Raw genomic sequence first — 15,313 nt, 5'->3', positions numbered from 1 at the left:
TTGAAGCCAATACTGGCCCATCCTAAAGATTTATTGGCGAGGAAAAGGGTTCTCGTCTGTTTTGTTTTTATTACTAAAGCTGGCCCGGAACCCAATTATCATTAAAATAACAAGGTACACGGCAACCACCGAGTAATCCAACAGTGTGAGGCGTGATACGATATTGCTCATGCTCAATATCATGCGCTTAACTCATTTACGGTTAAATTAAACTCGGTCAGGATCTCATCAACTTTTACGGGTTTACCGCTTTGTAATGACCGATCCATAGCCTGAAGCAAGGCGATAGTTCCAATACCTTCTTTAATATCGGGATAAGCGGTATAGCCTTCGGTGATGCTATCGGCAAAGTATTCGAGGTAATTTTGATACTCCCCGGCATGATGGCTTTTGCCCTCAAACCTGAAATAGTGTTTCAGTTTATGTTCCCAGGTAATGATGCGTTCTTCGCCGGTATTATCGGTAATTGCATAACGCAGGTCCATGTAATCGCCCTGGCTGCATCCTTCAGTACCGCGTAAAATACAGCTCATTTCGCTGTCGCGGGTAGCGGGTTGCACCGGACCAGTGTAACAACCACTTACCCGGGCAATGCGGCCGTCCTTAGCTTTGAAAATAAAGTGCATGGTATCCGGGTTCTTCAAACCGCCTTTGGCACCGTTAGCACTTAGCATGCCATAGCCCATCACCTCCTCGATCTCCGGCAAATACCAGCGAATAAAATCAACCGGGTGACTTAAGCCGCCGTATAGCCACTTAAAGGCTTGTTGTAGCGACCATGGTTTCTCTAAAAACCAGCGATGATCGGCATGGTAATAGGCCTCCACAGTAATCAAATCCCCTATTAAACCAGCCTCGTAATCTTTACGCTGCTTTTTCATCGGCTCAAAAAAGCGCGAGCTTTGACCTACAAATACTTTCTTACCGCTTTGCTCAACCAGTTCGAGCAGTTCGGCAGCTTTACTCAAATCATCGATAAAAGGCTTGGTACATACCACATGTTTGCCGTGCAATAAAGCCAGCTTAACGTGTTCAGCATGCAAGTGATCGGGCGTATAAATGGCAATGATATCTATTTCGGCATCATTGAGCATATCCTGGTAGCTGGTGGTATAGTTATGAAAGTTAAACTCCTCCGCGCGGTGTTTGCACATTTCAATATTCATATCGCATACCATTTTTAGTTCAAGCATATCGCTTTTCAATACTGCCGACATGGTGCTGCGCCCTTCGCCTAATCCTAATATTCCTATTTTCATTTTATAATGATCTTTTAATGTCGCTATTGTCCGTTACCTGTTTAAAAAATACCCATACCTCACCTTTCCGGGTACCGGGAACACCTTCCTGGTATTTCTTCATCAGCCTGTTCCAATCGTTTACCCGCGGATTATTTTCGATAGTTTTAGGATTGAGTTCCTCAAGCTTTTTCCTTTCGGGATACTGATCACCAGCATCAGGCGGCGCCCGTTTCTGAACACCAGTAATTGCTGAAAGCCGGCATTGCAGAAACCTTTAGAAACTTCGGGCCAGTTTTTAAACTGCGTGGCGTGATAATCGATATATTCCTGTTGCAGGTGCTCATCGGCAACAAGGTTTGCTGTTAGTATAATGTTGTCCCATTGTTTGGCAATGCTCTTACCACCACAACGAAGCCTGCGGTCGAAATCATAAAATGGATTACTATAAACCGTAATCTGGCACGAAGGGTATGCTGCCCGAGCGCTTTTTTGGATAGATGCTGAATTTAAATGCTTGCCATAAACAATGAGATGGTTACCCCAACCGTAAACCGCCGAAGCCGGTAATCCCTGCTTGCGGGCAATATGCAACAACGGGGCGTAGTCGAGTTGCTTACCCTGCGGACCAGTCACTTCAACAATAGTATAAGGATTTGAAGCTGCCTTTACATGAAATGCAGGCAATAATAAAATCACCGTAAACCAAACTATATATGCTTTATATATTTTCATTCTGTTTTATGATTGATGGGCCAGTTACCCCGGTTTACATGACGATATTGAAACAGATACTGATAAGGCCGTTCTATACCTGCTGATTGCTTTACGGCTGCATCAACCTGCGGACCGTTATTTTCCCAAACATTACCGGGACCGTTGGCATTTTTCAGGAATTTATCTGCCGGGCACCAGTTATTTTTGATGGTTATGTATGACGATCCCTCATCGGTATACAGGTAAAACCAATGCTGTGGGTCATGTGCGTAAGGTGCTTTGTAAATGCTATCCACGTAATTATTGCTGATAACCGAGCCGGGCTGTGCCGATAGCGTGTAGATGGCCGCCACATCATACATATTGCGGGCGTAATGGTGGATTTTATTGGCTATGATGCGGTTATCGCTCATGGCGTTAATAGTCTTAGTCCATCCCCAGCCCATACTGATGCCGGAGTAGTTTACTTCGCAAACCTCATTATGTGTTATGCTGATACCTTTAACATAGCCCGCGCCTATGCCAACACAACCCCAGTCTTCATTGGTTGCATCGGTAATTAAATTATTGGTGATGGTATCGTTGGTACAGATCTCCCGTTTATCAGTTGGATTGTAGGGCAGATGAACTTCCTGTGCCTCGTCGGAATAAACGCCGTCAAGTACAGCAGTCCCCCCAATGTCTTTAAAGAGGCTGCCTTTAACCACATCATGGTGTGTACTGCGCTGAAAATCCAAGCCAGTCGAAGCCATATGTTCAAAACCGCAACCATCGAAGGTAATATGCGACGCGTAAGCCACCTCAACCGCTGCCTTTGGTCTACCTACCCATGCCTGGTTTTCCAATCCCTTTTTATCCGGTGTGCCGGGAGTTTTCAATTTGTAGGCATCCACCATGTACATCCCGGCCTGATGCGGCACCAAACCTTCTTTTGACGGGTGAAGCCAGCTGCTGTGTTCAAAGCTGATATTTTTAAAGCTGAAGTAGCTAACCGTTGCATCGATAGAGCCCTGCATTTTAACCAGGGTTTCCAATTGCGGAACGGTTACCGTAGCTGTTTGCAGATCTTCGCCTTTGCGAGAGATGTAATAAATTTTATTAGCCTTCCGGTCGTGAAACCACTCGCCGGGCTTGTTCAAAAAGCTGATAGCATTGCTGAGATAAAACGCTGAGTTACCCTTTTTTTGGAGATCCAGGGCGCTGGCCAGGGGTGCTCTGACTGGATGCGGCTTTCGGGTTGATAAAATGATAAGCTCGCGCTGTCCCCCATTACCTTAACTGCTTTAACCCTCAAAATGGCTATAGCCCACCACTGGTGAATAAACATCTCCAAACCCTTAAGGTGAGCGGTATCGGCTGAAGCAGACCATGGGATTACACAGGTTTGGGTTTTATGATCCCAGGAAAGGATGCGGTTCATGAGCGGAGCTTCGGTATCCCGGGTGCGAACAGCCTTTTCATCATTCACCCATAGTTGTCTGAATTGTAATGGCTCATCGCCTATAATGGGCCCGTCGGCAACCCAAACATTGCCTTTAGCTTCTGCCGGCAAACCGGGGATGGCATAATTTACTTTACGCCATCCACTTACCTTAATGCCACCACTTAAAACAGTTTTACCAATGCCCTCACCCTCTATAATGGTTGGACTATCAGCAGTACCTGAATCTTCCGGGCGGATAAATAATGGTTCATCTAACCTGTAAAGTCCGGCCGCGACTTTGATATGAATACCGCTTTTTATTGATGGATCGTTTAACCGCCTCAGTTCACGGGCTTTCCTGATGGCCATCGCTAAGGTTGCCAGCGGTTGCTCGCGGGTGCCCGTGTTGGTATCGGAGCCTTTAGGTGCTACCCAGATTTCGGCCGCAAAGAGGCTACCTGTCAAAATAACATTTAACAGCAATATCAAAACAACTATGCGGCGGATATTCATTTACGTTAATTACTTAGCCTGAAAAATTGATTTTACGTATGAGGTATTGGCGCTGAAATTCCACTTAACGTTCCGTGGGTCTTTGGCATCGCGCGAGCGTTCAATCACTAACCAGCCTGTCCAACCCATTTTATCTAAAGTGGCTTTTACATGTTCCAAATTGATTTTAGGGTCATTTTGCAGCCAAACGCCATCATCATTTGTACAATGGATCTGAATGATGTATTTTTTACCCAATATTTGAAGCTCCTTATCCAGGTCGCGGCCGTTTCTGATGGCGTTTTCAAAATTGAAATAGCTTTTGATGGCCGGCGAGCCTATATCTTTCAATAGCTGCAATTCACTTTTGGCATCCAGCGCCGTTTCAATACCTATTATTACACCTGCCTTTTCGGCTATTTTAGCTACCTCTTTCAGGCGGGAAACAATAGCCGGGCGCAATTCAGGAAATTTCACGAGATCGCCTTTGATCCCCATCGGTAAAAAGCCAATTTTAACACCCATTTGTTTCATGGTGTTGATACAATCGGTAGCCGCTTTAATTGCGGTTGGCCGTTCGGCAAATGATTGGGCGAAAAAGCCGGTCATGCCCATGGACGGAATTTCCAGTCTTAGTTCTTTCGCCTTGCTTAAAAACACTTTTCTGATTGAATCATTAGCCAGCTGGTTATCAAAAGTTTCGCGATCACCAAGCCCCCCATATCTACTTCTACGCCATCTGCACCAATCTCCTTAGCCAGTTGAAATGCACCCAACTTTTGCCGTTTAAGGATCATCAAATCAACTACCGCTACTTTGTAGCGCTGCTTTGATGAGGTTTGAGCCATTGCAGGAATAAAGAGGGTGCATACCATTATCACTATCCATAAACTTAATATCAACCTATTTTTCATAACTTATTTTTTTGTGGCCTGCTCAAATACTTTCTCTAACTGATCAAAACCTTTTATGGCATTGGCAGGGAGTTTTTCGCCCTTATTGCCAAATACATACATGGCAGGTTCTTTTTCAATGGTGACTTTATTATCATCGAAATTGCCGCTGCTGTCTTTAATTTTATTAAGATCCAAGTGGAAATTTTTAGCTACGAAAGCATACAACGCAGCCCTTTTTGACGGACCGAAATCATGGCCTTCATTGGGCAAGTGTACATTCTCTACTTTGTTTGTAACCCCATAATAGCCATAGATCTTTTGTAGGTAAGGAAAATCATGCTCGGGCATATTAGCGGTCCAGTCCTGCCCGTCGGAGATCAGCAATTGCGGCCGCGGTGCAGCCATAGCGGCCAATTCTACATTATCTGTTCCGTTGCCGCATTGATGGATAGGCATTCCGCTTTCGCAAGGGCATCCTCCATAAAAATATGACGACACCGACACCACCGGAGCGCTAAGCTTGATCCGGTCATCCATGGCGGTCATTAAAACGGTATGGCTCCCTCCACCCGATCCGCCGCTGATCCCTACCCGCTCAGGGTCGGTTTCCTTAAGCGAAAGCACATAATCCAGGATCCGGATAGCGCCAAGTGCCTGGATAGTTTGCGCCAGGCTGCGGCGGTGATCCTCATCCTTAAATTGCAGCAAAGATTCGCCCCAGGCAAAAAGGTCGTAACTGTAAGCCATCGTCCCCATCCGCGCAAGCGATGCACAACGGATCTGGCAATCGGCACGGTAACGCTGGTGCTCCCAATGCCCATCCGGACTTAGTACCACCGGGATCTTACCTTTAATTTTCAGCGGTTTATACAACGAACCATTGATGTACAAACCGGGCAGTATTTCAATGGCGATATTTTCAACTGTATAACCGTCAAAAACCCTTTTGGGGGTGATGATTGGTTTTGAAGCTGGTTTAGCAGGCAGAGGCGATAATTCTAAAGCTTTATAAAGCTCAGGTTTTAACATGGCTTTGCGTTGTTCCCAGGTATCACGGTCGTGGTATTGGGAGGTTATCCTGTCAAGCTCCTTCCAGCCGTCGCTTACCGACCAGCGGAAGTATTCATATTCTTTGAGCTTATACCTGCCGGGAGCTTCTTTATTCACCTTCAGATCAAGCGGGGTAAGAACGTTGGCCAGGGTCGTATCCACATTGGGCCTGAAACGCCATTGGGCATAGTTAACCCATTTACCCTCAACCTGAGCAGCGGTGTATTTGATCTTTACATGATATTTGTCCTGCACTTCATCAAGCACCTCCTTCAGGGTTTTCCTGTACATGGCATCGGTAGTTTGCTGCGCATGGGCAGTGAAACTCATGGCGATGAGGCAGGTTACCAGTATATAGATCAGTTTTTTCATTGTTTTATTTATTTTGTAGAGACGCATAATTGCGTCTCCCGCATGCAAATCAAGCGTTCCCCCTTTTAGCCGGCTTGTCCTACGAGAGACGCAATTATGCGTCTCTACATTGAAACAATTAACCAAATCATGGTCATGGGTAACTTGTTTCAGCACCCCACTCGCTAAGCGATCATGCTAAGCAAATCGACTACCTGTCCTGTGGGGTGCCGAAACAAGTTCGGCATGACGCTTTTTTTGCCCCTCAGAGTCTATTTCACTTACAAATCCTTAGTCTCCCCAACCGGTACCGGCGGCGTATAACCATCCACCTTTGGCCAAATACCATCCTTTATTTCCTCCATCTCTAATTTTGAAGGATCAATAACCACATGTTTTATCTTTTGCCTGCGCCAGGTATAAACCACATGCACCATCCCATCCGAAGTTTGGATGACCGATGGATAAGAATACTGGCTGATAGGTGAATCCTCCAGGATCGACGCTGCGTACCAGGTCACACCATCTTTAGAAACAGCTACGTTCAAAGGCGTACGGGCTCCTTTAGCCAGGTTTCCTGGCGGCAAAACGTGGTTATAAACCAATAACTGACGGCCATCTTTCAAAGTCACAGCATCGGTACCGGAATTGTTATTGGGCAGACTGGTCTTTTCCAAAGGCGACCAGGTTTGTCCGCCATCCTTAGACCATGTGCTTAATATCGCCCTGTTCTGACTGCGGCAAAGGGCCTGCAGCCGGCCATCTTTATAAGTTAAAATACTGGGTTGTATGGCTTTCAAATCTTTACCATCGCTGATTGGGCCTATCATTGTCCAGTTTTTGCCGAAATCTTTGGTGGCTTCAAAATGCACCTGCCAGGCTTTGCCTTCGGTACTTACCGGACTTAACAGCGTGCCGTTTTTAAGCAGTACCGGTTTGTTTTTGATCGGCCCTAAAAAGCCATCGGGCAAAGCCTTTTGCTCCGACCAGGTGATGCCGCCATCTTTAGATGTTTTTATAAAACCCTTCCATTTTGCCGGGCTTGGGCCTATTTTGTAGTAAAGCTGTAATTCGCCTTTGGGCACCTGGTACAACACCGGGTTCCAGCAGGCATAGCGTAAAGTATCGTTCTGGATGCCGTTGGCTACGTTGATACCCTCTGTCCATTTGCCATTAACAAAACGGCTCACCCAGATACATACATCGGGATTGCGCTCTTTGGTGCCCCCAAACCATGAGGCAACAAGGCCGGTCGGGGTTTCGGCTATAGTTGCTGCATGGCATTCCGGGTATGGCGCTTTATCGTATATAAACTCATCCTTCACAATCCCCTTGCGCCATGGATTTTGGGCAAAGGCGTTGATTATAAATAAGCAGCTTACTGCACCGGCGAACAAGATCTTTCTTAGCATAGTACAATTATTTTTGAGTGGCAGCCTTATCCTTTGCTGCTTTATCAGCAGCTTTTTTTGCGATGATGGCTTTGGTATAATCGCCGTATAGCTTGTGCCAGTTACGGCCGTTACTGTTGAGGTATTGCTCGTTTTTGGTTTTGTAGATCTCAAAAATGGCCGATACCTGTTTGATATTTTTAAAGTCGACAGCCTGTTCACGGGCTTGCTTCAGATTAGCGAGGATTGTCGCTTCTTCAACAGGAGTCAGGTCGGGGATGATAGATTTATAACCCGCCAGCGTAAAGGCCACTTTGCCGATGGTGTATTTATCAAGTACGGCTTCAACCTGTTCTTCGGTGAGGTCTTTACGCAAACCGGTCATCAGGTTTTCGTGTACCGATTTTGGCAGCGAAGAGTTTATGATGACCTGCCTGTCCATGGTGCTCAAAGTTTTACCCGTAGCCGGATCAATACCTGCCGGTACTGACTCGTACGAATGACTGTTATTCCAGTCGCGGATGGCTTTGAGATGCGTTGCTATTACATTTTTTACGCGGGTAGCCTTTGCAGTATCAGTAAGCGATAATGAGGCAACCCAATCCGTAGCTTTTTTTCCACTTCGGCATCGGCTTTGGCCTGTGCTTCGGGAGATGCAACTGCTTTAGCTGCCTGTTGTTCCTGGGCTTTCAATGTGCCCGACAGCGATAGTAAAGCTATCAGCATTGCACCCGTCCTATTTAATTTTTTCATATCAATGTTGCTTTAATATTTTACTTCAAAATCATAATCGCCAGAACCAATGCTGAGCACCACTTTCCCGTTTTCTATTTTAACCGGTTTAATATATTTTATAATGGATATTTTCTTCCCGCCCTCGGTTACTTCATCCATAGCTTTTGCAGGCACATAAACCAGTGCCGAACTGTTTGGCGGTATGGCAACATGCCAGTTAAAACTGCTCGTAGTATTGTTATAACTGCTTTTCACAAGACCATAAGCTGTTTGGTACGAGGCATTGACTCTATCCAGCCCTTTGATAACCGCCGGTTGCATCACCAGTTGCTTAAAACCGGCATTAACTGTTTTTATCCCCGCTATGTCCTGATAAAACCAGGCAATCAGATCGCCCAGAAGCATGATATGGTTACGGGAATTCATTGCCGGGTTAGCGGTGTCGCCGTTCCATAACTCCCAGATGGTAGTAGCGCCCCTTTCGGCCATGTAGCCCCAACTTGGGTAAGTGGTGTTAGATGCAATTTTCCAGGCCAGATCTGGGCGGCCAAATTCGGTAAGGCCACGCATAAGCCATTGTGTACCGATAACGCCGGTGCTGATATGGTCATGGGCCTCGTTGATCTTAGCTACTACATTTTTAAATACAGCTTGTTTATTGGCAGATAGCGTGATCCCGAAATACAATGGCAGCAGGTTGGCGGTGACTGTATTGTTGCCGTATTTTGATGTGGTTTTATCAAAGTACTTATCGTTAAATGCCTTGCCTACAGTCTGCTTAGCGGCAGCAAAAAACTGCGCATCAGCAGGTTTATGCAGCATTGTCGCGAACTTTTCCATCAACCCGCATAAATGATAATAATAGGCTGTGGCAATCAGTTGTCCATCAGTATTCAATGATGAATCTTTGGCGTGGATCAGCTCTAACGATTCGGGCGGTACACACCAGTCGCCATATTTATCTTTGGTGACGATGGTATTTTTCATGTATTTGACCCTCATGTAATCCATCCATTTTTTCATGGAGGCGTAATGCTTTTCAATCGGCGCTTTATCGGCAAACTGACGGTAAAGCATATCGGCCACCAGGATATAAGTACCGGGCCAGGTCATGTTATCGCTGTAATAATTCCAGTAAGCGGGCGCTACATCGGGGATGGCTCCATCCGGCCTTTGCGACTGTGCGATATCATCCAGCCATTTGACGTAGAAATTACTATTAGCAAATACAAAGCTTTCACCAAGCGAGCCCACCGCCCTGTCGCCAAGCCATGGCATCCGCTCGTTACGCTGCGGGCAATCAACCGGCATCCCTTTGTAATTGCTCAGGATCCCCCAATAAGCGTTATGATAAATCTTATTGACGATAGCGTTAGATGTTTCAAAATGGCCGATGGTTGGCAAGGCATCGTAAACCACCTGTCCTTCAAAATCAGCCAACTCGGGCTTACCTGGATAACCGCTGATCTCCACATATCTGAAACCATGATACACAAATACCGGGTGCCATAATTCTTCCGCCCCGCCTTTAAGCGTATACACATCGGTTACTTTGGCATCACGTAGGTTAGCTACATAAAGTTCATTATTGGGCTGCAGTGTCTCTGCATAACGAAGTGTTACTTTATCCCCCGGTTTCCTTTTACCCGCATCTGCAACCAGCCTGCCATATTTTGGCCCAGATCCAATATCCATACATCTTTTTTAAGCTGACTGATACTGACAGGTTTAATGGTATCCATCACACTGATCGGTTCATTCATCTGCGCGTCAAGCTTGCCACCGGGAGCCGGCACCAGCTCGGCTATAAGCCATTGGCTGTCGTCAAAACCCGCACTGTTCCATCCCGGAAACTCTTTGGTGGCGTCATATTCCTCGCCATCGTACTCGTTATTGGTGCGGATGGGGCCATCGGCTGTAAAATGCCAGTTGTTATCGCTTATGATAGTTTGCTTTGATCCGTCGGTATACTCAACTTCCAGTTGTAGCAACATTTTGGGGAACCCAAATTCTTTGATCTTTTTAGGCTTATATTTTGGTCGCATGGTAAAATAGCGGCCGTTGCCCAATACCGTTCCAATGGCATTATCGCCCTGTTTCAGACGATCTGTAACATCAAAGGTGTTGTACTTAACTGACTGCGTATAGTCAGTAGGTGCTTCAGCCAAAACCTGATCGCCGATAGCATGTCCGTTAATATATAACTCATAATGACCCAAACCAACTATATAAGCAGTGCCGCGTTTGATCGTTTTATTTAAACTAAACCCACGGCGATAATACCTTGCCGAAAGCCGGGAAAATTTGGAAACACTATCCCAGGCAAACCCACGGTCATAACCTATCCATTTTGCTTTCCAATCTGCCGGGTTCAAAAGGCCCACGCTCCATTTAGCCGATTGGCTCCATATGCTTGTACCGTTATTTGTCCATACCCTAACCTTCCAATAACATTCGGCGCGACTGCTCAACGGTTTGCCCGCATAGTTGACCATGATGGTTTCAGTTGAATTCACTTTGTGCGAATCCCACAGGTCACCTTGGTTTGCTGTTAGTTTTTCGGGAGTTGAGGCTACTAAAATTTGATAGGCTACCTGGTTGGTATTCCGTGTATCGCTGGTAATCTGCCAGCTTAGCCGGGGTTTAGCGGTGCCAATCCCCAAAGGATTGTTCAGCATTTCGCATTTCAGGTTTTGTAAACCGATACGCGCGTCTGCATAGCAATTGCCCAGGCAAGTTAGAATAACCACCACAGCCAAACCGATATGTGTGACTAACCCTTTCATCAATTATTTACCCGAAAAGTCGAAATACAGGTTCAGCGAAAGCGCGTCTTCTATATTCCTGTCGTAATTAAAATATTGGTTCTTTTGTCCACCCGGACCCAGTTTTTCAGGCTTTTGTGATTTGGTGCCTATCGGCGTTATGCCATGCATAAACGAGATATCACCCGATGGGAAAGCCGGGGCCGTGTTGTATACATTTTTGGGATTAGCCGGAGTAAACAGGCGCATAAACACATCCCGGCTATTGCATACAATAGTTACCGGCTGCCCGGTAGTTTGCAGTTTCATCCAGTACAGGTTGGAGTAATAGCCCTTAAATTCCGGGTAAACAACTTTACCCTGCCCGGTTATAGTATTATTGTAGGTTTTATCCCATACGCCCAGTGATGTACCTTTCATGCGGTTTTTCCACACCCGGTAAGGGCCATCACCCATATAGGTAATGCCTTTAATATCTTTTTCGGGGAAGGAGAAATTAATGCCCATTAATGTAGCATCCTCCCCTATTGGCCAGTATTTAACATCAAGCTGCACCCAGCCCGATGGGTAGATAGTCCACTTCAATAACGGTTCAGATTTTTTGGGCGGGAATACTGCTTCAACCACCAGATTATCAAATTCATAATGATAGGTGAGCTTTTCAAAACCCGTTTGATCTTGCCCTTCAATCAAAACAGGCCCGTTGTTAAAACGAATATCACCTTTAGCATTTTTCACACTAACCAATATGCCCGAATTACGGTTAAACGCCAGCTCGATCCCGTTGCCGGTTTTTACTTTGTACAGCGAATCGGTCTCGGTAATTACAGCTTTACTTCCACCTGTTTTTGTAATAATTCGGTTTGTGATCTTATCATGGTTACTTACCGGAAAACTCCAGGTAAACAGCTCATGCTTATTTACGTCAAAAGCTGAAACATATAGCACATCATAATTTTGCCAGTCTTTAGGCAACTGTAACTGCAGGTTCCCATACTGTCCGGGCTCAACATCCGGCGAAGCTATAGTACCGGTTTTACTTGTTGAAGCAGTGCCATTGAGCGTTGTCAGCTTATAGCTGAATGTACATTGTTTAAGATTTGTATAGGAATATCTATTCTCTAAACGCAGTGTACCGTTGAACGCGGGCGTTATTTCGCGGGGTTCGAGGTAAACCGGGCTCCAGATTTCTTTAATAGCATAATAGCTGCCTTCCTTTTCGTGGTAAGGGCCTACAATGCCGTCGGGGCCATGGTCACCATCGCTGTCCAACTCGCCGTTTTTATCTGTGCGAACCACAGCTTCATCAGCAAAATCCCAGATAAAACCACCTGCCGAAATCGGGGTGTGCCACATCTGTTTCCAGAAATCATCCAGCCCAGCACCGCCGCCGCCATCGTACAAGCCGTGTAAAAACTCGGTCGGGAAAAATATATCGTGACCGTTGATACCTGTATTGGTGCCGTAGTCATAATTAATATAGTGTTGTGTATTTGTTCCGCGGAAGATGCCCCAGGGATGGATCAAGGGACGTTTTTGAATATCCAATTCATCAAACCAATGATCGAGGTTGAAATTAAAACCACCTTCGTTACCATTATCCCAGATCACAATGGATGGATGATTGATATCTTTTTCGATCATTTCTTTAGTTAATTTCGAACCAACCACGTCGTCATAGGCGTGGTGCCAGCCGGTAAGCTCGTCCAGTACAAAAAGACCTAATGAATCGCATACGTCCAGGAAATGATCATCGGGCGGGTAGTGCGACATCCGCACCGCGTTCATGTTCATATCTTTCATGAGTTGAACATCCCCGATACTTACTTTTTTATTTAAGGCCCTGCCCGTAGTTGGCCAAAACGAATGACGGTTTACGCCCTTAAATTTGATCTTAGCGTTATTTACATAAATGCCATCGTGTTCCCTCAGCTCAACCGTACGGAAGCCGATGCGTTGCTTTACGATATGAACGGGCTTACCATTTTCATTCAGCGTAAATACCACATTGTACAGGTTAGGAAACTCCGGCGACCATAATTTTGGTGAAACAATATTCGTGCTGATATTAGCAACGGTATCGCCTCCATTAACTTTTACGGAAAAAGGAACACCAAACTTTTGCCCTGCCATGGTATACACCTGCCCTGTTACCGTGCCGCTTTTTACAGATGCCAATCGCAATTGTGCTTTTAAATTACCGTTAGCTTTGGCATCAACAGCAAAATAGCTGATATGCGATTTAGGGGCAGCCTCCAAGAACACCGGCCTAAAAATGCCGCCGAAGATCCAGAAATCACCTTTACGTTCGGCTGCGTTTACTGATGCATTGGCAGAGTGTTTAGATACCGTTACTTCCAGCAGATTGGATTTGCCGTAGTTAAGCAAAGCGCTTACATCATATTTGAAACGGTAAAATGATCCCTGGTGAATTGCCCCGGCGGATTTGCCGTTCAGCTTCACCTCGGTGTCGGTCATGGAGCCATCAAAAACAATATTGACAGCCTTGCCCTGCCATGATGTCGGCATGTTAAACTCGTATTTATAAAGCCCTTGCTCCTTGCCTCTTAAACTATCCTTAGCAAGACCGTAATTGTACATACCAAAACCCTGAAACTCCCAGTTTGACGGCACCGGAATGGTTGTCCATTTGCCTGAATTGTTGCCCGCGGTGCAATAAAACTGCCAGTTTACAGTATGGTCGCTCCCTGTACCCGACAGGAATAGCTTTTGTGTTTCCTGGGCATGGCTTACCGACCAGTTGATGACAAACAGCAAAGCAATCCATATTTTAAAGCAGGCAGATCTCATTAGTATATTCAGTTAGCAGTTAAAGTAAATTTCAACGGGTTATCCGTGCGGAAGGGAACAGCAGGCAAACCATCTTTATTATAAAAATTAGGTTGAGCAGCCTCTGACCAGGCAAAACGTGCGGCTGCAGGTTTAGCAACCGATTCGGCCGATACTTCAACCGTATTCCCTTTTATTGCTGCATTTGCCGCGACAAAATTTCCGTCGGCACCGGCAATGGTGAAATCAGTAAGTGGTTTACCGTCATGGCTTACCAAGCCGGCACCTACGTGATCAAACTCAAGGATGATCTTGTCGCCATTTATTTTCATGTTTTTATACACGGGGCCCGAAAAAACTACCCGTTGTTTGTAGGTATTGGCAAGCGCCTGTAGTTCAAGCCTCCTGCCTACCTCCCATTTAAATGGCGGGTGAATATTTTTAAGGTCATCGTTCAGATCGGTAGTGATGATCATGCCTGTATGCGGGATCTGCAGGGCTGCAGCCTGGGCCTCGCGCAATTCGGGCTCTGTAAACTGAGTATAGGTTACAGGGCCTTTTCCATGGGTATAGTAATAGGGCGCTATCTGCACGTAATAAAACGGCAATGTTTTATCGCCCCAAAGCTTACGCCAGTTATTGATCAGCGCTTCCATTTTGTAAGTATAGCTGATGGTTTCGCCTAAAAAACAGGCACTTTCACCCTGGTACCATAAAAAACCTTTTAGCGCAAACGGAGCGACAGGCTCAATCATTTTGGCATAAAACTTACCTGGATCGCCATCAATCTTAATATTGTTGGCCTTGAAATATGGGATGGCATCAAAACCTTCCTGCGATACCCAGGGCTCAATCCTGCTGCCGCTTACTGCCGATGAAATAATACCTACCGGCACTTTCAGATCATGCTGCAGGTTTTTAGCGAAGAAATACCCCGCCGCCGAAAAAGCCCTCAAAGCCGAATCTTCGGCCACACTCCATCCCGAATGGGTAGAATCTGGCTTCAACATATTTTTCTGCGTAACCAGGAAGATCCTGATCTGTGGGTTATGCGCGCGGTCCAGCTCATCAACAGGCGAATTTGTCGTACTGGTATCCGGCTTTTTCACTTTGCTATTCTTGCGCATTTCATACTGCATGTTTGATTGGCCCGAACAAAGCCATACCTCGCCAACCAGTATATTTTGCAGTTGGATAGTGTTTTTTCCTGATATGGTCAGCGTTGCGGGTTTGGCTGATGCGGGCATCGCATCAAGCTTTACTATCCATTTGCCTGAGGCATCGACTATAGTTGTTTTTGTTTGGCTATTAAACTTTACAGTAACCTTTTCACCCGGCAATGCGGTACCCCAAACAGGCACAGGTGCATTACGCTGCAATACCATATTGTTGCCCAATATTTTAGGCAAAACAACCTGCGCGCCGGCAATCCCAGAACTAAGCAGGCAGATCGTCAACCAACAAT

At 45.9% G+C, this 15,313-nt stretch carries 10 protein-coding genes and 2 pseudogenes; all 12 read right to left on the bottom strand.

Annotated features, from left to right (window positions below):
* Positions 1-179 precede the first annotated feature (179 nt).
* Positions 180-1,259, bottom strand: coding sequence for a Gfo/Idh/MocA family protein (locus ACQ86K_RS06220; RefSeq protein ID WP_091162957.1), 1,080 nt, complete (start codon positions 1,257-1,259; stop codon positions 180-182).
* Between the two features lie 120 nt (positions 1,260-1,379).
* Positions 1,380-1,973 carry an L-rhamnose mutarotase gene (locus tag ACQ86K_RS06215; RefSeq protein WP_431200010.1) on the bottom strand — a complete coding sequence of 198 codons (594 nt, stop codon included), beginning with the start codon at positions 1,971-1,973 and terminating at the stop codon, positions 1,380-1,382.
* Positions 1,970-3,747, bottom strand: a pseudogene (locus ACQ86K_RS06210) (hypothetical protein). The gene ACQ86K_RS06215 and the pseudogene ACQ86K_RS06210 overlap by 4 nt, the downstream one beginning before the upstream one ends.
* Positions 3,748-3,900: 153 nt before the next feature.
* Positions 3,901-4,530 (bottom strand): sugar phosphate isomerase/epimerase family protein, encoded by a 630-nt coding sequence (locus ACQ86K_RS06205; RefSeq protein WP_431200009.1) that lies wholly within the window; start codon positions 4,528-4,530, stop codon positions 3,901-3,903.
* Entirely contained in the window at positions 4,521-4,784 is a 264-nt protein-coding gene (locus ACQ86K_RS06200) for a hypothetical protein (RefSeq protein WP_431200008.1), read from the bottom strand. The genes ACQ86K_RS06205 and ACQ86K_RS06200 overlap by 10 nt, the downstream gene beginning before the upstream one ends.
* A 3-nt stretch (positions 4,785-4,787) precedes the next feature.
* Positions 4,788-6,188: an alpha/beta hydrolase family protein gene (locus ACQ86K_RS06195; protein ID WP_143020687.1), complete on the bottom strand. Its 1,401-nt coding sequence runs from the start codon at positions 6,186-6,188 to the stop codon at positions 4,788-4,790.
* Between the two features lie 260 nt (positions 6,189-6,448).
* Complete coding sequence (locus ACQ86K_RS06190) at positions 6,449-7,579, bottom strand: sialidase family protein (protein WP_091162953.1); 1,131 nt, start codon at positions 7,577-7,579, stop codon at positions 6,449-6,451.
* A 7-nt stretch (positions 7,580-7,586) separates the two neighbouring features.
* A complete protein-coding gene (locus ACQ86K_RS06185) occupies positions 7,587-8,213 on the bottom strand; it encodes a DUF3826 domain-containing protein (protein ID WP_431200802.1) in 627 nt (208 codons plus the stop codon).
* A gap of 110 nt (positions 8,214-8,323) precedes the next feature.
* Entirely contained in the window at positions 8,324-8,614 is a 291-nt protein-coding gene (locus tag ACQ86K_RS06180) for an alpha-L-rhamnosidase C-terminal domain-containing protein (RefSeq protein ID WP_431200801.1), read from the bottom strand.
* Between the two features lie 102 nt (positions 8,615-8,716).
* Positions 8,717-10,491 (bottom strand): annotated as a pseudogene (locus ACQ86K_RS06175) (family 78 glycoside hydrolase catalytic domain); the annotation flags it as partial.
* Positions 10,492-11,082: 591 nt separating this feature from the next.
* The gene (locus ACQ86K_RS06170; RefSeq protein ID WP_091162951.1) at positions 11,083-13,869 is read right to left on the bottom strand and encodes a glycoside hydrolase family 2 protein; all 2,787 of its coding nucleotides are present in this window, start codon (positions 13,867-13,869) and stop codon (positions 11,083-11,085) included.
* Positions 13,870-13,877: 8 nt separating this feature from the next.
* Complete coding sequence (locus ACQ86K_RS06165) at positions 13,878-15,305, bottom strand: sialate O-acetylesterase (protein WP_431200007.1); 1,428 nt, start codon at positions 15,303-15,305, stop codon at positions 13,878-13,880.
* Between the last annotated feature and the right edge of the window lie 8 nt (positions 15,306-15,313).

The organism is Mucilaginibacter sp. P19 (assembly GCF_050632265.1).
Taxonomy (GTDB): domain Bacteria; phylum Bacteroidota; class Bacteroidia; order Sphingobacteriales; family Sphingobacteriaceae; genus Mucilaginibacter; species Mucilaginibacter gossypii.
The sequence above is the reverse complement of the archived record's forward strand: the minus strand, read 5'-3'. Positions and strand labels throughout refer to the sequence as shown.